The organism is Bacillus sp. NPDC094077 (assembly GCF_050279465.1).
Classification (GTDB): domain Bacteria; phylum Bacillota; class Bacilli; order Bacillales; family Bacillaceae_G; genus Bacillus_A.
On sequence record NZ_JBNNUF010000027.1, the window covers coordinates 1 to 23,950 of the forward strand.

The 23,950-nt window shown below is 34.7% G+C and carries 27 protein-coding genes, 1 tRNA gene and 4 pseudogenes; 8 read left to right on the forward strand and 24 right to left on the reverse strand.

The window, feature by feature from the left end; all coding sequences use genetic code 11:
- Positions 1 to 139: zinc ribbon domain-containing protein (locus ACQKNR_RS27750; protein WP_427322408.1), on the forward strand; the 139-nt coding region annotated here is incomplete at its 5' end.
- 45 nt (positions 140 to 184) lie between these two features.
- Here the strand turns inward: ACQKNR_RS27750 and ACQKNR_RS27755 are convergent.
- The 11 genes and pseudogenes from ACQKNR_RS27755 to ACQKNR_RS27805 all read right to left on the reverse strand — a co-directional run bounded on the left by ACQKNR_RS27755 (position 185) and on the right by ACQKNR_RS27805 (position 8,688).
- A complete protein-coding gene (locus tag ACQKNR_RS27755; protein ID WP_427322364.1) occupies positions 185 to 961 on the reverse strand; it encodes an alpha/beta fold hydrolase in 777 nt (258 codons plus the stop codon).
- A gap of 243 nt (positions 962 to 1,204) precedes the next feature.
- Positions 1,205 to 2,068, reverse strand: a pseudogene (locus ACQKNR_RS27760) (N-acetylmuramoyl-L-alanine amidase); the annotation flags it as partial.
- Positions 2,065 to 2,304, reverse strand: a complete 240-nt coding sequence (locus ACQKNR_RS27765) for a holin (protein WP_427322366.1) — start codon at positions 2,302 to 2,304, stop codon at positions 2,065 to 2,067. The gene ACQKNR_RS27765 and the pseudogene ACQKNR_RS27760, both read right to left, overlap by 4 nt.
- Positions 2,304 to 2,540, reverse strand: coding sequence for a hemolysin XhlA family protein (locus ACQKNR_RS27770; protein ID WP_259418010.1), 237 nt, complete (start codon positions 2,538 to 2,540; stop codon positions 2,304 to 2,306). The genes ACQKNR_RS27765 and ACQKNR_RS27770 overlap by 1 nt, the downstream gene beginning before the upstream one ends.
- Before the next feature lie 77 nt (positions 2,541 to 2,617).
- Positions 2,618 to 2,845 (reverse strand): annotated as a pseudogene (locus tag ACQKNR_RS27775) (hypothetical protein); the annotation flags it as partial.
- Between the two features lie 441 nt (positions 2,846 to 3,286).
- Positions 3,287 to 4,282 carry a GH25 family lysozyme gene (locus ACQKNR_RS27780; protein ID WP_427322368.1) on the reverse strand — a complete coding sequence of 332 codons (996 nt, stop codon included), beginning with the start codon at positions 4,280 to 4,282 and terminating at the stop codon, positions 3,287 to 3,289.
- A 67-nt stretch (positions 4,283 to 4,349) separates the two neighbouring features.
- Positions 4,350 to 5,171 carry a M23 family metallopeptidase gene (locus tag ACQKNR_RS27785; RefSeq protein WP_427322370.1) on the reverse strand — a complete coding sequence of 274 codons (822 nt, stop codon included), beginning with the start codon at positions 5,169 to 5,171 and terminating at the stop codon, positions 4,350 to 4,352.
- A gap of 211 nt (positions 5,172 to 5,382) precedes the next feature.
- Complete coding sequence (locus ACQKNR_RS27790) at positions 5,383 to 6,351, reverse strand: lysozyme family protein (RefSeq protein ID WP_427322372.1); 969 nt, start codon at positions 6,349 to 6,351, stop codon at positions 5,383 to 5,385.
- Positions 6,352 to 6,589: 238 nt separating this feature from the next.
- Positions 6,590 to 6,976 (reverse strand): hypothetical protein, encoded by a 387-nt coding sequence (locus ACQKNR_RS27795; protein WP_273752730.1) that lies wholly within the window; start codon positions 6,974 to 6,976, stop codon positions 6,590 to 6,592.
- A 489-nt stretch (positions 6,977 to 7,465) separates the two neighbouring features.
- On the reverse strand, positions 7,466 to 8,365 hold the full coding sequence (locus ACQKNR_RS27800; protein WP_427322375.1) for a DnaD domain-containing protein: 900 nt from the start codon (positions 8,363 to 8,365) through the stop codon (positions 7,466 to 7,468).
- 86 nt (positions 8,366 to 8,451) lie between these two features.
- Positions 8,452 to 8,688, reverse strand: a complete 237-nt coding sequence (locus ACQKNR_RS27805; protein WP_427322377.1) for a helix-turn-helix transcriptional regulator — start codon at positions 8,686 to 8,688, stop codon at positions 8,452 to 8,454.
- A gap of 136 nt (positions 8,689 to 8,824) precedes the next feature.
- Here ACQKNR_RS27805 and ACQKNR_RS27810 point away from each other — a divergent pair, with 136 nt between their 5' ends.
- The gene (locus ACQKNR_RS27810; RefSeq protein WP_427322379.1) at positions 8,825 to 9,253 is read left to right on the forward strand and encodes a helix-turn-helix domain-containing protein; all 429 of its coding nucleotides are present in this window, start codon (positions 8,825 to 8,827) and stop codon (positions 9,251 to 9,253) included.
- A 22-nt stretch (positions 9,254 to 9,275) separates the two neighbouring features.
- The gene (locus tag ACQKNR_RS27815; RefSeq protein ID WP_427322381.1) at positions 9,276 to 9,704 is read left to right on the forward strand and encodes an ImmA/IrrE family metallo-endopeptidase; all 429 of its coding nucleotides are present in this window, start codon (positions 9,276 to 9,278) and stop codon (positions 9,702 to 9,704) included.
- Positions 9,705 to 9,948: 244 nt separating this feature from the next.
- On the opposite strand, the gene ACQKNR_RS27820 is transcribed toward ACQKNR_RS27815, so the two are convergent.
- The 3 genes from ACQKNR_RS27820 to ACQKNR_RS27830 form a co-directional block, all read right to left on the reverse strand.
- Entirely contained in the window at positions 9,949 to 10,101 is a 153-nt protein-coding gene (locus ACQKNR_RS27820; protein ID WP_427322383.1) for a hypothetical protein, read from the reverse strand.
- Positions 10,102 to 10,172: 71 nt separating this feature from the next.
- A tRNA-Ile gene (locus ACQKNR_RS27825) sits at positions 10,173 to 10,246 on the reverse strand.
- A gap of 234 nt (positions 10,247 to 10,480) precedes the next feature.
- Positions 10,481 to 10,774, reverse strand: coding sequence for an ArsR/SmtB family transcription factor (locus ACQKNR_RS27830; RefSeq protein WP_427322385.1), 294 nt, complete (start codon positions 10,772 to 10,774; stop codon positions 10,481 to 10,483).
- Between the two features lie 721 nt (positions 10,775 to 11,495).
- Here ACQKNR_RS27830 and ACQKNR_RS27835 point away from each other — a divergent pair.
- Entirely contained in the window at positions 11,496 to 11,849 is a 354-nt protein-coding gene (locus ACQKNR_RS27835) for a hypothetical protein (RefSeq protein ID WP_427322387.1), read from the forward strand.
- Positions 11,850 to 12,159: 310 nt separating this feature from the next.
- On the opposite strand, the gene ACQKNR_RS27840 is transcribed toward ACQKNR_RS27835, so the two are convergent.
- The 5 genes from ACQKNR_RS27840 to ACQKNR_RS27860 form a co-directional block, all read right to left on the reverse strand.
- Positions 12,160 to 12,375 (reverse strand): small, acid-soluble spore protein, alpha/beta type, encoded by a 216-nt coding sequence (locus ACQKNR_RS27840; protein WP_427322389.1) that lies wholly within the window; start codon positions 12,373 to 12,375, stop codon positions 12,160 to 12,162.
- A 274-nt stretch (positions 12,376 to 12,649) separates the two neighbouring features.
- Positions 12,650 to 13,063, reverse strand: a complete 414-nt coding sequence (hepT, locus tag ACQKNR_RS27845; protein WP_000787545.1) for a type VII toxin-antitoxin system HepT family RNase toxin — start codon at positions 13,061 to 13,063, stop codon at positions 12,650 to 12,652.
- Complete coding sequence (gene mntA / locus ACQKNR_RS27850) at positions 13,053 to 13,460, reverse strand: type VII toxin-antitoxin system MntA family adenylyltransferase antitoxin (RefSeq protein WP_000577221.1); 408 nt, start codon at positions 13,458 to 13,460, stop codon at positions 13,053 to 13,055. The genes hepT and mntA overlap by 11 nt, the downstream gene beginning before the upstream one ends.
- A gap of 191 nt (positions 13,461 to 13,651) precedes the next feature.
- Positions 13,652 to 13,999: a YxeA family protein gene (locus tag ACQKNR_RS27855; protein ID WP_427322392.1), complete on the reverse strand. Its 348-nt coding sequence runs from the start codon at positions 13,997 to 13,999 to the stop codon at positions 13,652 to 13,654.
- A 263-nt stretch (positions 14,000 to 14,262) separates the two neighbouring features.
- On the reverse strand, positions 14,263 to 15,912 hold the full coding sequence (locus tag ACQKNR_RS27860) for a S8 family peptidase (RefSeq protein ID WP_427322394.1): 1,650 nt from the start codon (positions 15,910 to 15,912) through the stop codon (positions 14,263 to 14,265).
- 355 nt (positions 15,913 to 16,267) lie between these two features.
- Here ACQKNR_RS27860 and ACQKNR_RS27865 point away from each other — a divergent pair, with 355 nt between their 5' ends.
- Complete coding sequence (locus ACQKNR_RS27865) at positions 16,268 to 16,735, forward strand: RsfA family transcriptional regulator (RefSeq protein WP_427322396.1); 468 nt, start codon at positions 16,268 to 16,270, stop codon at positions 16,733 to 16,735.
- Between the two features lie 220 nt (positions 16,736 to 16,955).
- Here ACQKNR_RS27865 and ACQKNR_RS27870 read toward each other — a convergent pair.
- From ACQKNR_RS27870 to ACQKNR_RS27890, 5 genes and pseudogenes are all read right to left on the reverse strand, one after another.
- Positions 16,956 to 17,210: pseudogene (locus ACQKNR_RS27870) on the reverse strand (helix-turn-helix domain-containing protein); the annotation flags it as partial.
- 236 nt (positions 17,211 to 17,446) lie between these two features.
- On the reverse strand, positions 17,447 to 18,124 hold the full coding sequence (locus ACQKNR_RS27875) for a hypothetical protein (RefSeq protein ID WP_427322398.1): 678 nt from the start codon (positions 18,122 to 18,124) through the stop codon (positions 17,447 to 17,449).
- A gap of 316 nt (positions 18,125 to 18,440) precedes the next feature.
- The gene (locus ACQKNR_RS27880) at positions 18,441 to 19,016 is read right to left on the reverse strand and encodes a replication-relaxation family protein (RefSeq protein WP_427322410.1); all 576 of its coding nucleotides are present in this window, start codon (positions 19,014 to 19,016) and stop codon (positions 18,441 to 18,443) included.
- Positions 19,017 to 19,038: 22 nt separating this feature from the next.
- Complete coding sequence (locus tag ACQKNR_RS27885) at positions 19,039 to 20,205, reverse strand: FtsK/SpoIIIE domain-containing protein (protein ID WP_427322400.1); 1,167 nt, start codon at positions 20,203 to 20,205, stop codon at positions 19,039 to 19,041.
- Positions 20,206 to 20,215: 10 nt separating this feature from the next.
- Positions 20,216 to 20,536 carry a hypothetical protein gene (locus ACQKNR_RS27890; protein WP_427322402.1) on the reverse strand — a complete coding sequence of 107 codons (321 nt, stop codon included), beginning with the start codon at positions 20,534 to 20,536 and terminating at the stop codon, positions 20,216 to 20,218.
- A gap of 292 nt (positions 20,537 to 20,828) precedes the next feature.
- Here ACQKNR_RS27890 and ACQKNR_RS27895 point away from each other — a divergent pair, with 292 nt between their 5' ends.
- The 3 genes and pseudogenes from ACQKNR_RS27895 to ACQKNR_RS27905 all read left to right on the forward strand — a co-directional run.
- A complete protein-coding gene (locus ACQKNR_RS27895) occupies positions 20,829 to 21,059 on the forward strand; it encodes a helix-turn-helix domain-containing protein (protein WP_427322404.1) in 231 nt (76 codons plus the stop codon).
- Between the two features lie 110 nt (positions 21,060 to 21,169).
- A pseudogene (locus ACQKNR_RS27900) lies at positions 21,170 to 21,883 on the forward strand (DNA repair protein); the annotation flags it as partial.
- A gap of 558 nt (positions 21,884 to 22,441) precedes the next feature.
- Positions 22,442 to 23,950 (forward strand): reverse transcriptase domain-containing protein (locus ACQKNR_RS27905; protein ID WP_427322406.1); only part of this gene is annotated, 1,509 nt, incomplete at its 3' end.

Below are 23,950 nucleotides of genomic sequence, written 5' to 3' on the forward strand. Positions count from 1 at the left end.
AGACGTTAAAAATCTGAACCTACGTAAATGGGACTGCCCCTCTTGCCGTACACACCATGATAGGGATATTAACGCAAGTATCAATCTAAAGAATGCAGCGATAAGGCTTCTAACCGCAAGGACTGCGGGGTTAGCCTAATAAATTAGAGTTCGATAGAACTCTTTACTTAGGAATCCCCCACTTCTAAACGAAGTGAAAGTGGGGGTAGTTCAATTCAGGGATTTCTTCTAAAAAGTTAACCGTGTTCATCTCATCTTCTAAAGAGTTTAGAGAAAGTATTGAGCCTTTTATAAACTTTATAATCTTTAATGATTTAATATCTTTCATTGATATGTTTTTAAAGATAATTCCAAATAAGCTTCCGCTATATGTCGAGCCGTTAAATTTCGATAGCCATTTCCGTTGAATTCCACCATCGTTCACTTTTTTATAAGGCGGCTCTCCAATTGCCTTCAATTGAGTTATTGCCTTTTCATTATTTCTTCGAATGGCTTCCTCTAAAGTAAATTTATATGATAATTTCTCTCCTCGTTTCATATCTACCACTTGTCCAATACCAATATATGCTTCAATTAAGTCTGGCCGTCTTGAAGAAAATTTCAATCCAATAATACTCCCCCAAGAATGACCTACAAGAAATATCTTTTTTTGATTAAACCTGTCTAGCAAGTAAGTTGTAAGCTCTTCTGTATCAAGAACAAATCTCTCTATATTTAAGTCTTCCATCTTTAATGATGTAGAAAATGATCCTCCTGCACCTCTCTGATCCCAATTTACAACAATAAAGAACTCCTCAAGCTTTTTCTGAGATTTTCTTGAGAAGGCAATTTGCGCCGTCCCTGGACCTCCATGTAAAAACAAAAGAATTGGATTATTTATATTCTTGCTTCTCAAAGATACAATCTGTTCTATTTCACCGATTACAACCTTTTCAACTGAATTTATCCCCTGTTTTTCCATTCGATTACTCCTCACAGACCTTTTCTATTTGTGTCAAAGATACGAAAAAAACAAGGCTTCTTTATAGCCTCGCTAAACAAATTAACCGTCCTCACTGATTGTACCCATAGGAAATAATGTTCCTCAATCTGACCCTTTAATTGAATAATACAGGGCTTTTATAAACTTTATTACAAATTATCAATCTTTATTATAAATAACCGAACTTTATTTTAAATGATCAATATTTTTTACAAAGCTACATTTAGAAATAACTCTTTTACCAGCTAAAGTAGAAGCTTCCGTCCCATTGTAACGAATGTATGAGGAATCATAATAAATCCATTGATTACCTCCAAGATCTAACCAGTTCCCTACTTTCCTACCTACTTTATACGTCTCTCCTTTTTGTAATTTACGGATGACACGATTCCCTGTTGATGGTCCAGAACGAAGGTTTACATTGTATCTCTCAATATATACAACACCATTTTCCTCCACTGTGCTATGTAAATCATTTGACTCTTGTGGTTTAGCATCAACCGTAACTGAATCATTGTTATAGGCATTTAGCACATCCGCTCGAAATTCAGTCTCAGATACACCATGACTACGAAGATAATCAAGAGGGTCCTCATGATCTGTCCCACCTAATTTATATGTAACATCCTTATGTGCCCATAACCCCTTAGAAGGATGAATATTTCGTTCCCGCAAGTTTTCTCCAATTAACTCTACATATCGTTCATAAGAACGTTTGAATTTCAATGGATCACTTGTCTCACACAGTTCAACATGAACGAATCTTGCATTTGCTGCTGGACCTGCGCCCCATGCCTGATATTTTGTAGATGCTATTTGAATCTTTTCATCCCAATCAACTGCATAGTGAACAAATGCTGAATGCCATGTACGAGACTCCTATTTTTGAATATTAATTGCTGGAGCCTCAGGGGTGGCTGTAGAATGTGCCACAACGCCTTCATAAGCACCAACACCGTAACGGTAAGGTTGGTTCGGTAAATCAGGAATAAGTAGAGTTCTATCAGCAAATGCGTTTGTTCCAATTGATACTACTAAAATCATAGCAACAACTATGGATAAAATATGTTTGTATTTCTTTTTCATTTCCTATTGTCATCCTTTTTCATAATTTTCGTATGGTCAAATAATCCACTTGCTGACAATCCGATAATCATTCCTTGAAATATATTCATTTTGGTATCTTGAGACAAAAATAAAGCGCCTAGCGTAATACCGAGCGTCAAATTAAATATCGGAATGTATTTTGTTTGCAATCCAGTTGTTTTTGCAATTTGTGATAGTCCTACAACAACCCCAATCATTGCCGTAATTTCAATCATTACATACCGCCACCTTTCAAGAGGAAGGTCAGAGCTGCTCCGATTAGTCCACCTATAATAAGACGTAAGATCCATGTTGTATTAGCACTAATCTTATCTAATTGCTTATTGATATTAATAATGTCTTTTTCATTACCTGTTGTCCGCATTTCTAAACTTCTAATCTCTAATCGTATGTCCTTTATATCTTGCCTTATTTCCTGAATATCACCTTTCACCTCTTGTAAACCATCCATATTTCCACCTCTTTCCCACTTCTTATTGGAGTTAAAATAAAAAAGCCTACATTACATGCGCTTGGCTTTACGTTTCATTATTTAGTTCCTTCTTTTTTATCTGTCTCATCTATATGTCCCCCAATAGAATCACCAGCATCAACTTTTGTAGGGACTTCTACTGCTGGATTCCCTGCTTTTACAATGGATACCGTAATTGGGATACCTCTAAATAACTCCACGTTAACGTTAAAATTGCCCGCGGTAATAATCCCAGCATTCACTAAATTATCCACAACATCATCAATTTCCATAAATTTATCGTTTTCCAACAGAAGACTCCTTCCTCAAAAATATGGAGGTGTGAAACACCAATTTTAGGTGGGAAATGAATGTCGGTTGGCATAAGCCAGCATGTTTGCTATCATATACTTGTACAGATTGCTCTTTGAAAACTGAAGATATGGGGTTGGTTGCAGAAAAACGTTGCAACCGTAAAATCTTCAACGCTCTATCGCCCCACGCTTGCCGAAGTTGCGAAAACCAAGCTAAAGTAGGAAGCGTGGTGAGTCAACATACAAGACACTTCAGTTCTCACAGTAGGGACTACGGGTAGAGCCTGCTAAGATAATTGGTGGATACATCGGTGTTCGCAGGAATCTCCCACTTCAAACAGTCCGTAAGGATGTTACGTGGTGAGTAGTTCAATCCCGGTCATGGCCAGACCCCAAAACAAATAGCCACTCATACGAGTGACTCTTAACCTTTTATCGAATATCTACAATGTCAAAGTGTTCCTCAGGTGCCCAACGATTCCCACCAATATCAATCCAGCCTTCTTTACGGAAGAATACTGTAAGAGGTTCTTTTGAGGTAATACGTCCTTTGTATGAGCCGTTAATTCCATCATAAAAATTCACTCCATATCCTTCTGGATATTTTGATATCGCTTTGAAAGGTCTCCAATAATAATGCTCCGCTTTTACCCAACGACTTCTACCTAAATCTAACCAAACATCATTATCTTCTCCCCAGTACGCATCCCAGTATAATACTTCTGCCGCTGTTGTAAAGTTTCCCTGATAGTTACCATGTGGTCTATCGTGATAATTAATACCAAAGCCTTCCCAGTATATTGACTTTGCGAACCCAATCCCTTCTGGTTGCGGTGTACCGCCAACGCCACCTTTACCTATAAACCATTCAATAGATTTTTCTCCGTTTAAGTAATTTAAATCTACATTACCAGATACTCCCGCAAGACTACCAGTTTCTGTATACTGCCATAAATCACAACTGTAGGCTGGTTTACTTCCATAACGTGGAATCCAAAGGAAATCCGCATTCACAGTATTTAATCCATAGCTTGTATACATGTGGTGTGATACATATAGACCCACTTTCCAGCCGGCTGCACGGCATGTATCAATAAATGCCTGTGAAGCTTTCGCTAGGTTAGCTGCTCCACAACTTGCTAATGTATCATCTTCTACATCTAATACTAAAAATTTCGCTTCTTTGTCGGCGCGTGCCATAAAATCATTTGCTTCTACAATAGCATCTTGAACACTTACATAACAGCCATAAGCATAGTGCGCAAATGGGACACCATAGTCTTTACAACCTTGTACATACTCTTTATAACGCGTATCAATTGTATTTGATCCATATTGCACACGAATAATAGCAAGTTCAAGCTCTGTACTAGCTGCCGCCCAATTTATTGAACCATTGTGATGTGATAAATCTGCAATTTTCTTCATTTCTATTCCTCTTCTTTCCTATATCAAAATTTAAGAATAAAAAAACAACTCTTAATAGAGTTGTTTTTTATCGAATATCTACAATGTCAAAGTGTTCTTCAGGTGTCCAACGATTCCCACCAATATCAATCCAGCCCTCTTTACGGAAGAACACTGTAAGAGGTTCTTTTGAGGTAATACGTCCTTTGTATGAGCCGTTAATTCCATCATAAAAGTTCACTCCATACCCTTCTGGATATTTTGATATTGCTTTGAAAGGTCTCCAATAATAATGCTCCGCTTTTACCCAACGGCTTCTACCTAAATCTAACCAAACATCATTATCTTCTCCCCAGTACGCATCCCAGTATAGTACTTCTGCCGCTGTTGTAAAGTTTCCCTGATAGTTACCATGTGGTCCATCGTGATAATTAATGCCATAGCCTTCCCAGTATATTGACTTTGCGAACCCAATCCCTTCTGGTTGCGGTGTACCGCCAACGCCATCTTTCCCCAAGAAGTCTAATGGATTCACAGCATTACTCTTATTAATATTCCAGCCGCCTTTATGCATTTCAAAATGTAAATGCTGACCATAAGCTTGTCCTGTTTCTCCCATTACCCCGATTGTTTGTCCTTGTGTAACAGAATCGCCTTCTTTAACTGTACGAGAACCACTTCGCATATGTGCGTATACCGTTTCCCATGTAACTCCATTAATATTATGAACAATCATGATACATTCACCGTAACTAGATGAAAGGTACGAACGACTAACTTTCCCGCTAGCCGCTGCATAAATCGGATGATAACCTGCTTCAGCAAGATCTACCCCATGATGATCTGGTCTGTCACCTCTAAAACCACTTGTTACTCTCGTTGTATCTGTTGGATAAATAAATGTTGCCATATGAATCTTCCTTTCTATTTTTATATTGTCAATATTTATTATTTTTAGATTTATCGTAGGTTTTCTAACCTTAAAATGAACAAAACAGAGAATTCCTCCATTGTTGTCTACCATCAAAAAACCTTGAAAGACTATTACTCTATATGACTAATTCTTCTTTCCTAAATCATAGTTTAAGGATAAAAAAACAACTCTTAATAGAGTTGTTTTTTTATCGAATATCTACAATATCAAAGTGTTCCTCGGGTGCCCAACTATTACCACCAATATCAATCCAGCCTTCTTTACGGAAGAATACTGTAAGAGGTTCTTTTGAGGTAATACGTCCTTTGTATGACCCGTTAATCCCATCATAAAAGTTCACTCCATATCCTTCTGGATATTTTGATATTGCTTTGAAAGGTCTCCAATAATAATGCTCCGCTTTTACCCAACGGCTTCTACCTAAATCCAACCAAACATCATTATCTTCTCCCCAGTATGCATCCCAGTATAATACTTCTGCTGCTGTTGTAAAGTTTCCTTGATAGTTGCCATGTGGTCCATCATGATAGTTAATACCATAGCCTTCCCAGTATATTGACTTTGCGAACCCAATTCCTTCTGGTTGCGGAACACCGCCTGCATTAAAATCTACATATTGTTTCACAATTTCAGCGTAGAAAAAATTACCGCCATTTTTATATCGATAGCCACCATTGTATGCAACAGCGATAGGGTGACTATATTTAACCATAGCACCAGTTGTATTTCCAAGCGATGGTGCAACAACCGTTTTAGAATATTGATCTGCCACCGGTAATGAATGCTGTTTATTGTTATTAGCTAACCACCGAATGTAAGCACGTCCAAAATTATATGTTTGTACAATAGCACTTAGATCAGTAATACCGTACTTTTTTGCATCTGCAAAAGATCCTTTTAAGTGCATGACTCCGTAATGAATGGATTCCTTCGGGTTGTTAATTGAATTCGCAGGTCTTCCTTGGGATTCACTTGACTGCATAATATCAGGAGTCGTTTCAGAATTCCCACCACTTTCCACCATGATAATCCCAAGCACATAAGGTACTAACTCTGGTACACCTTGTGCATTACATTCTTCTTCTACCATTGTCTTCCATCTTAAAACTGCTTGTGGAAGATTTACTGTTGTAGCTGAAGCAACTAATTGATCCATTACTAAACATCTCCTTATTTTCCTATTATTTTTATCTAAAAAACTACTACTTTACTAAATATGACTATCAGTCAAATACCCATTAATCTATAAAATTACTTCATGTTGCTCACCTTCTTTCACAACAAAAAGAGCAACCATAAAAATAGTTGCTCTTTCGTCGAAATCTTATATTACTACTATAAATCATTTTTACAATACTTTCTGTACACCGCATGTATCCTACAAAAAGGTAACATTAAAATCCATCTAAAAACTTGACAATCTTTCTTATTTCAGCATGTTTGCGTCGGATATAGCCTGTACTATAATGCAATTCAAAAGCTATTTGTTCTAAGGTCATTCCATCAACATACTTCATTTTGAGTATTTGATGATCTAGCCCTTTAAACTTATTAATTAAAATCTTTAAATCGAACACTTCATTCATCTTATGTCCTAATTCATATTCAATAATTTCAATCCGGTCTTCTACCTTAGCCCCCTCCGATTCAGCCGTTAATCGTACATTTTGCAAATCACCACTAATCCAGCGCTTTAATTCCGCTTTTGATTTATCTAAGTTATATTCTAAATATGTAATTTCTTCTTCTAGTTTCTGATAATCTTTCAGCCAGTCAAACATATAATAATCCACCTACTTTTCTTTATTTAAATTCTGCTTTTATCGTTTTCCGACAGAAGACTCCTTCCTCAAAAATGTGAAGGTGTGAAACACCAATTCTAGGCGGGAGATGAATATCGGTTGGCATAGGCCAACATGTTTGTTATCATTTACTTGTACAGATTGCTCTTCGAAAACTGAAGATATGAGGTTGGTTGCAGAAAAACGTTGCAACCGTAAAATCTTCAACGTTCTATCGCCCCACGCTTGCCGAAGTTGCGAAAACCAAGCTAAAGTAGGGAGTGTGGTGAGTTAACGTACAAGATACTTATGTTCTCACCGTAGGGACTACGGGTAGGGCCTGCTAAGATAACCGGTGGATACATCGGTGTTCGCAGGAATCTCCCACTTCAAACAGTCCGTAAGGACGTTAAGTGGTGAGTAGTTCAATGATGTCACCAAAGATAAACTAACCTTAATAATCTATTTAATCGGATAAACATATATTTATTATGATTTGTATTTTCTTAATAAAGCTTTTAACCTCTCACGCTCTTCTTCAATCGTTACCTCATTATTATGTCTATGTTGTTCTCCTGAGTCTTCTTCTTCCTTTTGATGTAACCATTCTGGTACTATTTCATTTCGTTTGGTGTATCCTGAACCAGATTGTTTTTTATTCTTACTAAGACCAAACTGTGCATCTAACACAGCTACATCATCGAGTGTTTTTACTCTTTTGGTTTCCCAATTTTTAAGAATTCCACGTACATACCTCCACTTCGGTACGTTTTCATCAATAGATCTATTTACTGCTTCAAGAATCAATTCACTTCCCAATGCTCCACAAAATTCACCAAGCTCTGCGATAGCTGTTTTACTTAACGAGATACCGTTTTTCAGCAAATAGCTAGAAACTATTTTAAAATCTTCATCCATCAATCTTTGTGATAGTGATTTATCTTGATTATCATGATGATGATCCGTACTTTGTATATCAGTATTTAGTTTTTTAGTACTTTGTATATCAGTATTTAGTAGCTTGCGATTTTCCACCGGTAGGTTCCCAGCAACAGGTTTTCCAACAGGTGGGTTTTCCACTGGTGGAAAATCATCCACTGGGATTTCGTAAATAATTGTCTCCCATCTAACAATTTTGTTTTTTGCATCTTTAATAGGAAATCTTTTAATATATCCGTACTCCTTTAATTCCTGCATTCCAGCTCTTAAGCTGTTAATACCATCTTTTGCGTGCTGGGATAATTCTTCCCTATAAAACACCCAATCATCTGGAAGTGTAAGTATGTATGCTAATATCCCCTTCGCCTTCCAAGAAAGCCTTTTATCTTTTAAACCTGTATTATTTATAACGGAATAATTATTATCTTTTTTAACTCGAAAAATCCCCATAATATCTACCTCTCCATCATTGTTAAGAAAGAATTCCTAATTTCGAAGTTCTGTACTCACTACCACTAACTTCCCTATTATGAAGCCTACATTCCATTCTTTTCAAACCAACACGATGTTAAAAAGAACTTTAAGTTCGATTTGTTACTAAAAAAAAGATCATCTATACTCATATCAAAATACTTAGCAATCTTCTTAGCTGTTTCCATTGATGGAGTTCTTTCTTTTTGATCAATCATTCGAATATACCGTTCAGTCACTCCACAATAATGTGCAAGTTCTTTATATAAATTCTTTTGCGGATCATACATTTTATTTCCCATTATCTCACCTCCGAAAGAACAAATAGTTCTAAATACAGATTACAGAACTATTTGTTCTGTGTCAATGCGGAAAAGAACAATTTGTGCTAAAATAAATCAAAAGAGAACAATTAGTTCAATTAGAGAGGTGAACAATGTGATAGGGCTTAGAATAAAATCATTACGAAAAAAGGAAAATTTAACACAAAAACAACTGGCTGAAAAAATTGGAGTATCCCAAAGAATGATAGGTTACTACGAATCAGAAGAAAGATTCCCTCCACATGATGTTCTAACTAAATTAGCTGATTGCTTTTCGGTTTCAGCTGACTTTTTACTAGGACGAGATGTTACAGAGGAGCCAAAAGTGCAATTAACGCAAAAAGATGAGAAAGACATAGCAAAAAGAATGGAAGAAATAAAAAAAGACCTACAAGGCGAAGATGGCTTAATGTTCTCTGGGGAACCAATGAGTCAAGAAGCCGTAGAATCATTGTTAGATGCAATGGAGTACATTGTAAAACAAACGAAAGTAATCAATAAAAAATACGTGCCTAAGAAATATCGTAATCCAGACGATAACTGATGCGAGCTTAGGAGGGAATACATTGAAATTCGTCATTAAAGATCTAGTCCAACAACTTAGCACCCAATACAACACGACAAACCCCTATGAGCTTGCAGATTACTTAAAAATACATGTACTAACATGGGATTTACATGAAGAAATAAATGGTTTTTATAAATATGAAAAAAGAAATCGTTTCATTGTCATTAATACTAATTTGTCTCCATCTATGCAAAGAACTGTTTGTGCTCATGAATTAGGACATGCGGTCCTACATACTCATGCAAATACACCTTTTCTGCGTAAGAATACATTCTTTTCCGTTGATAAATTAGAGATAGAAGCAAATACATTTGCTGCGCTTTTGTTAATTGATCAAAAGACCATTCAGCCTGGTGATACAAAAGCATGTATAGCATACAAAAATAATATTCCAGTTGAACTCTTAGAATTTTATAAAACCTTCTAAAGGAAATAAGACATTTTATGTATTGATTTAAATGCTGACGAGAAAAAAAAGAATGCCTTATCATTAAAAAAGAAGAAATAACAAAGGTTCCTATTGTTGAAAAAACCTATAAAGTCCCTAGTAAGTTAATAAAAAGGACGGATTGAGTTTTAATCAATCCGTCCAAAATTAAAAAGGGGCGTTTATCAAGTATTTGAACTACTCCCACTTAACGACCTTACACCCTATTGGAATTGGAAGTAGTTTAATTCTCTAACATGGATTGTGGAACAACTTTTTTTCCCACTATTTTAAATTCAATTTCCCCTTTTTCCCCATACATTAGTTCTATAATTGGAATAGTTACCATTAATTTTTCTTTCTTTTTTCTTACTGCGTCTAAGTCAATGATTTTCATTTTACAATCCCCTTTATTTATTATAAACAAGGAGAAAGCACTCAAATGAGTGCTTTCTCCTTGTTTATAAGTGGACCTTGTAGGACTCGAACCTACGACCGAACGGTTATGAGCCGTTTGCTCTAACCAGCTGAGCTAAAGGTCCAGAGCATAAATTTTACTTTATAGAACGTATTCACATACAATATTCTACCACATGAATTATCAATTTACCTTACTTTTCATTTAATATGCACATTTGCATCATGTTAACAGTGTTTATACTCCGCACTCCATACACTTTCTAATTAGTACTATCTTTTAATACCTTTAACGAAGTTTGGTTATCAATAAAAAAGTTTCCTGCCTCGTAACAGGAAACCTTTTACAAGTTATTAACCTATAAACCTAAAATTTCAACAATCTGACGGGCCTTAGCATTATCTATAAAATAATGCATCTCTAGTCCTCTTCTTTCTGAACGGAGTACGGTTCCCTTCAATTTTGATAAATGTTGTGAAACAGTGGATTGGGGCAGTCTTAATATTTCAGTTAACTGTGTAACATTACAAATTTTATGATGCATTAATTCATTTACAATTTGTAATCGAACCGGATGTGCCATTACCTTTAATACATCTACATCTTTTTCGTTGATTTCAGCTAGACCTTTATTAGCTATTAGTGTTATCATTTCGCACTCTCCTTTATTAACTTCTATTTTCCTATTATCCTTATAAGTAGTACTTATAGATAATTACCATTTGTCCTGTTGAGAAAATATATTCTCTTTTTTAAACCAAAAAGGACACCTATCCTGAAAACAGTTTTATACTGTTTCAATGAATTGATCCCCTCTAATTTTTTTGACAGACTATATTGGGTTTTGAATGAGGTATATTATAGTCTATTACATAACCTTGAATGATGTTTAACGCGTTTCGTTAAGCAAAAGGGATTCTTCTATCCTTTGTTTAACGTCCGATTAAAATTCTGCTTTTGCCTTCTCATCTTGCAAAATCTATAAGAAGCACCTCTTCATCTCACTTTATACAAAATAATAATTTTATTTCTCAACATAAATCACAGGAATTAAATTCCTAAAAATGGTAATATAAAGGTACCTTCAGTTGTCAATTTTCGTCCCTTTTTGAAAGGCCCTGTCTTTAATGACAAGGCCTTTTAAATTTCCCTAACTCAAAATATCCTTTCTATTTCGTTTTCTCATTAAATCCAATAGTATGTATACCCCCTTAAACCTATTTATTCTCTGTTACATTCCCTCATTTAGAGATGGAGAGACTTCTCACTCATATAAAGAATTATGCAACATTGCATTTGATAATTATTATCGTTGTAACTACAATAATTACAGGGTTACTTTTAATCCAAATATTTTATGTGGAGGTTTTATTATGTTTAAAAAAATCATTGTGTCTTCTATGGCGCTTACTATGTTTGGTGGAGCTGCAACTATGCTAGAGACACCTACTGCTCAAGCAGCTACTTATAACTCTGCATCTTCTTCTTACTTTGATGTTACTCCAGAAGAGGCCGCTGCTTTCTATCAATCTCAAGACTATAAAAAGTTAAAAGTATTTATGGATGAATTTGAAGCTAGAAATCCTTATACTCCTGGTGGAGGCTACGCTCAAGGTAGTGTACGTATGCAAAAATTCAATGATGCTCTTAGAGATGCTAAATTAACAAATGTCTACCAAGAATTTATTAAAATCTCGTACTACAATCATTATCCAGAACCAAAATAATAGAAATATATAAACTATCTCTTATTGATTTAGCTTTATCCAATTATCTTATCGCCTAATTGTAAAAGTATAATCCAAAAATAATTATTAGGAACCACTCTTATAAGGGTGGTTTTTCCTATTTTCCCATGCAATTTGGCTCCATTTACGGTATTAAATGAATCAACTACTCTACTGTTGGAATATATTCAAACAGTAGACTGACTTCAAATAAACGCCGGTAGCCATTTATTTAAATACAATAAAACAGGAGTGCGAATAATCTTTTCACACTCCTACCCTACCTTTTAATTCACATACATATTTTTTCTTAGTGAATTTTATATTGACCAGATAATTGCTCTTGTGCCATACGCACTAAGCGTTTTGTAATTTCTCCACCTACTGAACCATTTGCTCGTGATGTTGAATCTGGTCCAAGTGTAACGCCAAACTCCTGAGCAATTTCATACTTCATTTGTTCAATTGCACTTGCTGCCGCTGCTACCAAAATCTCGTTTGAATTATCATTTTCGCGAATTTGCATTTCTAACACACCTCCATTGATTTGGTAATATCATGCTCTATTTCCAATAAAATATGCAAAATTTATATTTATTTAAGTAAGCTTGTGATTTCCATAAATAAATTCCAATTAACAAAAAGACTCATTCTAATTAGAATGAGTCTTTTTGTGTAAAATTGCGCCTTCTTTTTTATCTATATGGTTTCTTCTTTCGAAAATAAGTGATTATTTCAATAGCTGGTTCGGGAGTCATTGAATCACTTTCTTCCTCAGCTTTATTATCCTGTTCTTTCACCTAAAATTCCAATATCCCCATAACTTCCTTCGTAAATAGTTTAAAATCGGTTAAATGCTTTTCAATAATTTGACGAACAATATCTAAATTTACACTTTGATAATCATGAACGGCAATATTACGAAATCCAACCATCGCTTTTAACTTATTTGCTAGCTCTGCGCTAAGTAATCCAGCTGTAACCAATAAATCAAAAGCCTCTCGACTAGATTGGGGTAGTCCTAATTTTTTCCCTGCAACAATATGCATTGCTAAATCAATACTTGCTTCGCAAGCTCTTTGTATGTTCAATATTATAGAATCTTGCTTTGTATAATCCTCCAAATTTTCAGGGTCATTTCCATACACATCTTGGATTCTTTTTATACAACGCTCTATTGTGGAAATTTTATTTAAAATAACCTCATTCTTCATATATTGAACCTCTTTTCTTTATATCATCGAATACTATCTTGCGTTCCTCATTCAACTTTGAATACATTTTTAAAGTTTTCATTTCAAAAATGATTTTCCGTTCTTCATCAGAACAAAATATTGTCTTTCCTGTATGTATAATCTGAGCTTGAAAAACTGTAGAAGCTTCGGATAAATCAACTAAATCAACATCTCTATGAACAATGTTAGCTAACTCCTGTGCTAATAAAAAACGTTCATAGTTCCCTAAAGTTGTATCACTTAAATAAGCTATATCAATATCACTATCTTCCCGTTCTCTGTTCTCAGCCGTTGATCCAAACACAATTATCCAATAGGGATTCACTGTCTCTTGTAATTTTTCTATAATAGCTGTTATCATGCTTTGAAAAATCATTTAATTAATCCCCCTTATTATAGTTGAATCTTATTATATCATAACCATTACGAAATCCATTAAGCTACAACAAATACATAAACAAAATTAAACATTCTTAGTAATTACAGCACCTCAAAATTACGTGCTTATCCCTGTAAAAGCAAAAGAAATAGGGAATATATTTCTTTAACAATGGCGTCTTTTATATGTTAATTCACCTTTAATTTTTCTTTTACTTTTGTAGGGAGTTCGTCTTTCTTAACCTCTTCCCAAGATTTCACACCTTTTTCCTCAGAGTAATATATAAGTAAAAATGCTTCTTTACGAAGATTTTTTAACGATGTAAACTCCATTTCTTTCTCTTTACCATCCTTATCAAATCCAGGGAATTTATATTGGTAAGTCGTATCCCCATTTACATTTTTCTCTTTTAATTGTTCACCATCTTTGGTAATTTGCACATAATATGTATCTGTACCGAGACGGTTTAAGTTACAGCCTGTTAATAATACTGTAAAAACAACAACAACACTACACATCAGCATAATTCGTTTCATATTATTCACCTCACATCTCTTTTCACAAAAATTATATCCTAATCTTCTTACTGGAAAAATTCATTTATGTGACACTAACATTACGCTTTTGTAAGATAATAAATAGAAGGCCTTTTGAAAAAAATTGATTAAATCATATTTCTCTTTTAGTTAAAAGTACAACAAAAAGGCCCTTATGCTACTACGCATAAGAGCCTTTCTCACTAGTATTATAAACAACTAGTTATATAAGAATCCTTTATATTAAGTAGGTCTCTTTACAATTATTCTGGGAAAATAAAGCTAGAGTCACCTTCACTATTAGCGGAATCCTCTTTGGGGAATGTAATGGTAGATCCTTCACTTCCCTTATTTCCTTTATTTATTTCTTGTTCCTCAGGAAATACAATGGAAGAATCATTACTTAAGTTTGGTGAAAAACCAAGTTTAGATAAAATGGCCTTTAAGTCAGGTAAAACACCAATTTTATCAGAGATTGGATCATTAGATTTCGTTCCGGTGCTAGAATCACTTAAAATATCCCTAAGCTGGCTTGGTGTATATACTCTTCCCTGATTATTTTTTGCAATTCCTTGGATTGATGCAGCAGCACCAGCAATGATAGGTGATGCACTAGACGTTCCGCCAAAGCTAGATGTATATAGATTTGTTATAAATTCACTTGGTCTAGCATCTGTTGTATCTACTGCATTTCCCCATCCATACACATCCACCCTACTACCATAATTAGAGAAATATGAACGTTTATGAGGGACCCTTGCAGAAGCTGCCCCAACCATAATTGCCCCTGAATCTTTAAAATCAGGACTATTACGATTTAAAACTTGTTTACCATTACGGTCTTTAAATTGATCCAAATCATTTCCACCGTTTGCACCTGCTTCAATAATAATAATTCCCTTATTTGTTCCCATACGAATTGCATCAAATATATCCGGTTTTACTTCTACAGGAAGATAGTTCTTATCTCCATATCCATCGTAAGTTGCTTGGGCTTCTAATAACAGGATATCTCCAGCTTGCATATTGTTAACTGCACTTAATATAGCATCAGCTGTATTATACCTTCCGTTATCCCGAATCTGGGATACAACCTTTACCTTAGCTTTTGGTGCAATCCCAATTCCACCTATGTTATTATCCTCTGCAGAAACAATCCCTAAAACCGAGGTACCATGATCATGGTGTTCACTCTTATTCTGTCCGGATATCAATTCGATATTCTGATTCACTAAATCTTCATGAGTAAATAACCAACCATACTCCATATCTACAAAAGTTGTTCCTTTTCCATCTCCACCTTTTATACTCCAGGCGTAAGGTGCATTGATTCCTAATGGCGCTGGTTCAAGGTAACCTTGCCTTGTAAGTCTAGGCTCATCATATGGATTAACAGATAAATTTGGTAAACGCTCTTCTGGTGGCGCTTCTTCTTCCTGTAGATATGCCGTTTCAACAAGAGATGATTTCTCAAATTTTATAAGTAATGCTTGTACATCAATATCACCTTGGGTTTCTACAATATAATAGTTTAGCAAATTAGAAGAAATATGATCAGAGTTTTTTATTTCTTCACCTAAATTTTTAATTTCTGTAGGATTTAAAGAACTAAAAAGTCGATTTATAGTTATGTTTGGGTATTCGGCTAAAATTTTAATTAATTCAGGGTCTTGTTTTTCTTCTTTTATGAATTTTTCTATCCCATCCTGATATGGTAAATTCGCTTCATTTTTAAATTTCAAAATTAATTGTTTAGTAACTTGCTTATATACAGTAGAATTCAATTGCTTATTTGAATAATTGTAAGTATCTGCATAGGCAACTTCTGATTTTTCACTTGGAAGTATACCACCTACCCCATTAAATGCTGTTAATGCAATTGAAGAAACTAGAATTCCCTTAAAAATTTTCAAAACGTGCACCTCTTTTAATTTATATATGATTATAAAAAACTGTAGATTACTTAACTTCTTTTTTATACAAACGTCTTATATGTAGATTTATATTTTCAACTCCATTCATTTTTTAATATTTGCTCATACATCACTAATACAACTAATTACTGCCATTAAATCTATTAATTCAGTTGTATAGCTGTAACTATTATAGTTACAGCTATGACGGATAGTCAACCCTATATGCAAGTTTGCATTTAAAATAATATATACTTCTATCCACTTACTCTTAATTATTTTAAGAGAAGTTGGGCTTCTATCATTTTAAGAAATTGCATATATGTTATAAAAAACATATATGGGGGATTGAAAAGTGGTAATTTCAAGACAAGATTCCTGGACTAACGATAACGATTTACTTCTTGCAACAATAGTACTTCAAAATATTCGTAATGGTGGAACACAGTTAGCTGCATTTAAAGAAGTGGCTAAACAATTGACCAGAACTCCCGCTGCTTGCGGATTTCGTTGGAACTCTTACTTGCGAAAACAATACGAAGAAGAAATACAGCAGGCAAAACAAAATCGAAAAGTGGAAAATAACATTTCTCCCACCCAACATAAAAAAGAAACAGATTCTTTATCTATTACATTAGATGACATTATTACATTTCTACAAAATTATAAAGAAATGAATGAATTGACAACTTTACAAAATCAAATTGAATATTTAGAAGCAGAGAATCACTCTCTTTCGCAACGTTTAACTATGTATGAAGAGGAGTATCTTATGTTACTTAATCATATCGATAAGACAAGAAATTTAATTGTAACCGATTAAAAAAGAAATCAATTAACTTTTCTGCTTTCCATACTGTAGTATTGGTTTAGAATAAAGCTTGATCAAATTATTATTAACCTTGATTCAGACACAATTCTAATGGGCATATTTTGAATAGAAGATTGATAAAAACACCTCCTGAATTCGCATACTAAGTATGCAAATTCAATGGAGGTGTTTTGAGATGTGTCCTGTTTTCCGAGTTCACTTCAATTACATCATTGTTCTTCTTAGATTTAAAACGCGGGGCACTGTTTTGTTTTTGAAAAAGCGTGTATAAGCATCCACAAGTTTGCGAACAGACGACTGAATCGCAATACTGTCCACTTCTTTTAGCCAAACAAACTCTTTCTTCATGGCAGGGAGTTTGGCAGAGCATTTACCATATGTCAATCATTTCCTATCTCTATGAGCTATCCCATAGAGATAGGAAATGATTGAATACACAACGAGAACAGCCAATCGTTTTATTGATTAGGGTTGCTTGTGCTTTATTTGGTTAGATACGAAATTTATATGCTTTATTGATTACCTTTCCTTTCACCTCCATTTCGACATGCGTCTATCATACAACAAACATACATTCGATAGATAGTGAAGTAACAGTTCATGTATGCCAAACAATTAAGATGGCTTCTTGGCTAAAATGATAAATTACTTAACGGGTCAATGTTATCTGTAACATAAAAAAGAGAGGCTTCTGCCCCTCTCTTAGAATTGAAATTCAGCTTGCTGTTCTTTTGTAATCGTCTCGTATCCCTCAGGATTAACTGTGCTGCTAAAGATTAGCTTAGCTGATGTAATCTCCTCAGGCTTACCTTTAATAAATAGACCTACGCTACCTTCTTTCTTCACTTTCCCGTAGAATTTGCTATCATTATCCTCTTTTTCCCAAATAAAGTCATTCCCTAATGCATTTAACTGCTCACCATTATTAAGTACAACTTTATCTAGACCAGAGAAATCTACGTTTTGATCACTAGTATTTTCTACACTGTACTGAATTTGTATGTAATTTAAATCCTTAGGTAACTTACTTCCCCCTGTATATTGAAGTAAGAAGGCTTCCATTGACTTATTCACTTTATTCATTTTAATAATCTTCATATCTTTTACAGTGTATTTAATAGGAGCAATATCTACTGTCTGATTGACTTCCTTTATTTTCATTAATTCAGCCTCATTACCATCTGTTTTAGCTTTTTGCCCTACTTTAGATAAACGTAAAGTGCTTTTCTCATCTTTTTCAGGCTTGTTAGAAACATCCTTTTGCTCAGCAGCAGTTGCTTTTTCTTTTTTCTCTGTAGATACATCCTCACTTCCACAACCTGCAAGAATACCTCCCGTAAGCATGATACTTCCTAATAATACTGAAACTTGTTTTTTCATTCTGTCCCCTCCATGATGTTGTTAATACTTAATTTTCCCACAGAAAACTTTATCACGTAATATTATTTTATACAAATATAAATCTTAAACAAAAAACAAATCCAATTTTCACACATTTCTTTCTATAACCTGTAATGTTAGCTATTAAATGATGACTTTCTTTATAAAAGCTAAAATAGCCAATTTTTCAGCTTTAGAACTTTTCATTGGGACCATAAAAAATACTCCCCTCATTTAACGCATACTAACAAACAGCACCACACACTGTTTATTACATTCTTGAAAAGAAAAAAGCTCTGCACTATGCAGGCTTTCATTATGATTTCACTGTTAAATTATTCATAAAACTTTCAATAGAATTCGCCTGAAATATACGAAAATAAGGAGATTGAACGTCGTAATGTTTGTCAGTAATGATAAGGATTGAAGGAAAGAATTTTGAAGCTTTCGGTTGCCAGGATTCATTATGCCATTCTTGACTATGAAAGTATAACTCGTATCTATTTATCTTATCTTGCATTATCTTTTTACTGTACACTGATTTTTGAACTTCAATAAAGAATGGCGACCTACGCCATATAGTAAAAGCATCTGGCTCCATATATTCTCTCCCATACTTTGGTTCAACTTCGAATAGTTTAGGATTTTCATAATGAACGAGTTGCTTGTATGCGTCCACAATACCAAGGAAATGAGGAATTTTTTGACTCGTTTTTTTGATAGAACTTGGTTGTGGAAAATAAATGTATGGGTGCTGTGAAACATTAGCATCCACATGACCATCTCTTCTTAATCGTTTCATAACCGTGTTACAACACGTTATCGCATTCTTTAATCCTTGAAAATGTAAATAAATAATATCGTCACGAGACATACATCTAAATCGTTTCAAGTCATTCAAAATCCTTATATCTCTACTCTTCATCATCTAACACCCCGAATAAAGGCATTTCTTTTTGCAGAGGTTTTTTGGACATTTTCTCCTCTTTAGCCATACGATGTGGCTCAACAATTTGTTTTGCTTTACTTAATGCCAAGTAAGGTGCTTGCACTTTCTTTAATCCATTTCGTTTAAAAATCATTTGGCCCGATTGCTCTAAGTGCTCTGACCCAGGAGTACCCATGATAGTACTATTAATCGTACTATCACATTTAAAGCCGATTCTTACGGTCATATTAAGTTTTAACTTACCATCCAACACTTTCGCATCTGGCCTCTGCATACTAAGCATAAGAAAGACCCCCAGTGACCGGCCGACTGCTGAAACTTTTTCAATCGTAGCCATGCACTCTTTTTCTTCTTTGAGCATAGCCACCTCATCGATAGCAAGTAAAATATATGGTTTTTGATGATTAGGATTCAGTTTATTATACGCATCAATATGATCAACTTCATATTCTTCCATAAGTTTTCTTCGTTCTCTGATTTCCTTCCATAACTTTTGAAGCATTATTTTCATTTCGATTTCTTCCATACAAACTTCTTTTACATGCTTCACTCTACGTAAAAAATGAAATTCAGAGTTTTTTAAATCACCAAGATACAAATGCAACTTTTCAGGAGACATATATTGAATAAGTGTGGATAATACAACACGTACCATACTACTTTTACCGCTTCCCGTTTCCCCTGCAATTAATAAGTGCGGTGAATTAGAGTCAATCATATCGTATGCAATCATTTTTCTAAATTGGTCCCTACCGACCACAACAGGTAAACGGTAACCTTTTAATAGTGGCTGCCATTCTTTATAACAATAATTGTATGGTTTTAGCCCAGCATCTGAGTGAAATACATGTAGTACAAACTTTTTCACATCCCCTTCAATCGTTATATTCTGTCCTAATATTTGCTGGAAACAAAACCACTTCTTTTCAATCTTCTGTGGATCTAATCCGTTTGGTATGGTAAATACATATCTCACGCTTTCTGCTGAAGAAGAAATATTATGTACCTTTGGATAAATAGGCATTTTCCCCCCGCGTGTTTGATGTTCCGTATATAGACCTGCTTTTCCAAATACCTCTATAAGTTGATTCCTTAACCTTTTTGTATGAAGCCACTTCTTTATCATTCTCATATACTCCCCCCTAAAACATAATTAGGATGCGAATAAATACGTATCCAATCAAACAAACTCCACCTATTCGCATGCCGTAATAAATACCTTCACTTATAAATTTAGCTGCGGATATATGGTCATGTCGCACCAAATATTTTTCTAACATGACTGCTCCGATTAAAACCGTTCCCATTACTCCTAATGCAATGTAAGTATGTAGTACCTGATCCGACATATGAAGGAATGCGAAAGGACTCAATGAATTGTATTTACGTATTTTCTTTTCTTTATTTTTGTATGACCGATCCATAAACTCACGAAAAGGAATTGTTTCTTTCCTACCACGCATTTAAATGTCCCCCTTTATAAACGGAATTTAGAATGTAGATATTACGTAGGTTCATCTACTTAATACCATGGTAGTTTTACTTTGGTAGAAATCTTGATAAATACTGTGGTAATCATTCGAAACTTACTTTGGTAACCTCGTATTCTTCTACCTTAATAAATACCGTGGTAGCTACTTTGATACATCATATTGTAGACAGCTTGTACATTATGTAAAAAACTTTTTCCGTCTATGCGAATAGTTTTTTACATTTATGTCCACAATGTTGAAAATAGGTTCAGGAGGGATTTAAGTGTTTTGGAAATTCGGAGGTAAAAACCGAACGAAATTAGGTGATTTTTTAGATCGGAATGGCTTCACTCAAACTGATTTAGAAAAGACCGCGAAATTAAGTCGGCCTACAGTTTCAAAGGCGTGCAATGATATAGAATACATACCTAGCCCTACTGTAATGAAAAAGATTTTAAAAGTTATTAGGCAAATAAAACCCAACGTTAAATCCACTGATTTTTGGGACATGTAAAAACTGGCTAACTAGAGCCAGTTTTATTTTTTTTATAAAAAACCCTTTATAACAGAACATATATTCGTATATAATAAGAACGAACGTTCTGTTATAAAGGAGGAATACCGGTGTATGACTACTCAATTTTTCCAAATCGAATTGTATTATGTGTAGATCTTCGTAGCTTTTATGCAAGCGTGTCCTGTATCAAGATGGGCTTAGACCCACTGCATACTAAATTAGCTGTAGTAGGAGATGTGAACAGAAGTGGCTCCATTGTTTTGGCTGCAACACCACCATTAAAGGCATTGGGTGTCAAGAAAATGGCAAGATTGTATGAAATACCACGGCGTAAAGATATTCTTGTGGTTAATCCAACCATGGGAACTTATATAAAATGCTCAAATTACATAACAAAATTAGCTTTACAATACGTTCCGATTGAGGATTTCCACCAATACAGCATCGATGAATTCTTTATGGATATTACAAATAGTATCCATCTGTTTGCAAATGAGCCATATGAATTCGCGTTGAAATTTAAACGTGAGGTATATGAGAAAACAAGAATTGAATGCACGATTGGGATTGGACCTAATCCTTTAATGAGTAAGATCGCTTTAGATGTGGAGGCAAAGAAGAAAAAAAACTGCATCGCATATTGGAAGTACGAAGATGTGCCCATAAAATTATGGCCGATACGACCACTTAGTAAGTTTTGGGGGATTTCAGGTAAAACAGAAGCAAAGTTAAATCGAAAAGGAATACATTCAATCGGAGATTTAGCGCAATACCCTCTCAAATACTTAAAACAAAGTTTTGGGGTTATTGGCGAAGAATTAGTGCGCCCGTAAGGGATATGTTTGAATCTGTCAATAGCAAGACAGCAGGATATATTGCAACGCCTGTCATCACCTAACTTATCCGAGAGGGAAACCAAACGGGGAGTGTAGCATGTTAGGAAAGTCATAAGTTGACTAAGTACTAAGTCACGACTGAATGGCGAGATGAGAATTGTAAACAAGGATGAAGGTTACACTACTTGAACGATAACCTGAGCAGTCCCATCGCCGGCTACAGCGGAAAGTACTTATAAACGCTATATAATCTTAGGGAATTAGTATTGCAATTCTGCTAATTCCAGCAATACGATAGATTAGGCAATCCTAGTAAAGGATAAAAGGTGAAAGTCGCATCCGACATTACAAATAGCTATGTCAACATACATCTAAACGGGGATTACCTAAATCAGGAAGCCCATAGGGCTATAGTTTTCTGGAACTTGAATACCTGACATGGTAACGGAGTTCTCATATTAGTCAGAGATAGGGAAAGCCTATTACAAGGCGAAGGGGAACAGCTTATCCAGCTATATACACAATGGAAGGAGCGTGAGGCTCATGAGAAATCCAGATGATGTATTAGGCAGTCTAGTAACAAAGTCTAACAATAAAAACTATAAATATAACCGTCTTTACAGAAATCTATACAATCCATCCTTTTATCTAAAAGCCTATACAAATATTAGCCCTAACCAAGGAAATATGACAAAAGGAACAGATGGAAAAAACATCGATGGTTTCAGTCTGGAAAAAATAAATATCCTAATAGAATCACTAAAAGATGAGAGCTATCAACCATACCCATCCAAACGGGTCTTCATACCTAAAAAGAATGGTTCAAAGCGCCCCTTAGGTATACCAGCATTCAAGGATAAACTTCTACAAGAAGTTATTCGAATGATACTCGAAGCGATATATGAAAAGAGTTTTAAGGAAAGTTCACATGGATTTCGTCCCAAACGGAGTTGTCATACCGCTTTATACAAAGTACGTAAAACGTTCCCCGGGGTAAAATGGTTCGTTGAAGGAGATATTAGTGGTTTTTTCGATAATATCGACCACCATACACTTATAGCGTTATTAAGAAGAAGGATAACTGACGAGAAATTTATTCGGTTAATATGGAAATTTCTACGCGCGGGATATCTAGAAGAATGGCAATTTCAAAGTAGCTATAGTGGTACTCCGCAAGGAGGCGTTATCAGCCCTCTTTTATCTAACGTTTATTTAACAGAACTAGATATATTTATGGAGGAGTACAAAAAAGAGTTCACTAAAGGAGATAAAAGGAAAACCACAAAATCCTACAAACGTCAGGAGTACTTAACATACAAACACAGGAAACAACTAAAGGAAAATTGGGAACAACTCACGGAACAGGAAAAGAAGCAAGGGATTATAAAATATAAATCCTTAAAGAAAGAGCTACTTAAAATTACTTGTGGAGACCCTATGGACGAATCCTACAAGAGAATCCAATACGTCAGATATGCGGATGATTTTCTCGTGGGTATTATTGGTAATAAAGCGGATGCGATGAAAGTTAAAGAAGATCTAACGGACTTCTTAAGAAATAAGTTGAAACTTGAATTGTCACAAGAAAAAACACTAATCACGCATAGCTCGAAAAAAGCCAGATTCTTAGGATATGACATCATGGTAAGTAGAAAATTAGACACTAAACGTGATAAAAATGGTTTTCTAATGAGACATCAAATTATGAGATGTAAACTGTATCTTCCTTCGGAAAAGTGGATTGAAAAGCTCAAACATTATGGGGCATTACGCATAATGCCCAATGGAAAATGGCGAATCCAACATCGTACTTATCTCTTAAATAACGATGAACTAGAAATACTAAATACGTACAACATGGAGATAAGAGGATTGTACAATTATTACAGTCTTGCAGAAAACGTTTGTACACTCCAGAGTTTCTACTACTTTATGAAATATAGTTTCGCCAAAACTTTAGCTGCAAAACATAAAATGTCTGTAGCTAAGGTGATGACAAAGTATAAGGTTAAAGGACATTTAGCTATTCAATACCAGGCAAAATCTGAGAAA

Bases quoted from the DNA above. Each gene is read 5' to 3' on its own strand.
- ACQKNR_RS27820 (WP_427322383.1), bottom strand. From the start codon at position 10,101: ATGAAAATCATTGACTTAGACGCAGTAAGAAAAAAGAAAGAAAAATTA.
- ACQKNR_RS27790 (WP_427322372.1), bottom strand. From the start codon at position 6,351: ATGGATCAATTAGTTGCTTCAGCTACAACAGTAAATCTTCCACAAGCA.
- ACQKNR_RS27835 (WP_427322387.1), top strand. From the start codon at position 11,496: ATGTTTAAAAAAATCATTGTGTCTTCTATGGCGCTTACTATGTTTGGT.
- ACQKNR_RS27890 (WP_427322402.1), bottom strand. From the start codon at position 20,536: ATGCGTGGTAGGAAAGAAACAATTCCTTTTCGTGAGTTTATGGATCGG.
- ACQKNR_RS27805 (WP_427322377.1), bottom strand. From the start codon at position 8,688: ATGGGAAATAAAATGTATGATCCGCAAAAGAATTTATATAAAGAACTT.
- ACQKNR_RS27840 (WP_427322389.1), bottom strand. From the start codon at position 12,375: ATGCAAATTCGCGAAAATGATAATTCAAACGAGATTTTGGTAGCAGCG.
- ACQKNR_RS27830 (WP_427322385.1), bottom strand. From the start codon at position 10,774: ATGATAACACTAATAGCTAATAAAGGTCTAGCTGAAATCAACGAAAAA.
- ACQKNR_RS27875 (WP_427322398.1), bottom strand. From the start codon at position 18,124: ATGAAAAAACAAGTTTCAGTATTATTAGGAAGTATCATGCTTACGGGA.
- ACQKNR_RS27765 (WP_427322366.1), bottom strand. From the start codon at position 2,304: ATGATTGAAATTACGGCAATGATTGGGGTTGTTGTAGGACTATCACAA.
- ACQKNR_RS27795 (WP_273752730.1), bottom strand. From the start codon at position 6,976: ATGTTTGACTGGCTGAAAGATTATCAGAAACTAGAAGAAGAAATTACA.
- ACQKNR_RS27770 (WP_259418010.1), bottom strand. From the start codon at position 2,540: ATGGATGGTTTACAAGAGGTGAAAGGTGATATTCAGGAAATAAGGCAA.
- ACQKNR_RS27785 (WP_427322370.1), bottom strand. From the start codon at position 5,171: ATGGCAACATTTATTTATCCAACAGATACAACGAGAGTAACAAGTGGT.
- mntA (WP_000577221.1), bottom strand. From the start codon at position 13,460: ATGATTTTTCAAAGCATGATAACAGCTATTATAGAAAAATTACAAGAG.
- ACQKNR_RS27885 (WP_427322400.1), bottom strand. From the start codon at position 20,205: ATGAGAATGATAAAGAAGTGGCTTCATACAAAAAGGTTAAGGAATCAA.
- ACQKNR_RS27800 (WP_427322375.1), bottom strand. From the start codon at position 8,365: ATGGGGATTTTTCGAGTTAAAAAAGATAATAATTATTCCGTTATAAAT.
- hepT (WP_000787545.1), bottom strand. From the start codon at position 13,063: ATGAAGAATGAGGTTATTTTAAATAAAATTTCCACAATAGAGCGTTGT.
- ACQKNR_RS27780 (WP_427322368.1), bottom strand. From the start codon at position 4,282: ATGAAGAAAATTGCAGATTTATCACATCACAATGGTTCAATAAATTGG.
- ACQKNR_RS27855 (WP_427322392.1), bottom strand. From the start codon at position 13,999: ATGAAACGAATTATGCTGATGTGTAGTGTTGTTGTTGTTTTTACAGTA.
- ACQKNR_RS27755 (WP_427322364.1), bottom strand. From the start codon at position 961: ATGGAAAAACAGGGGATAAATTCAGTTGAAAAGGTTGTAATCGGTGAA.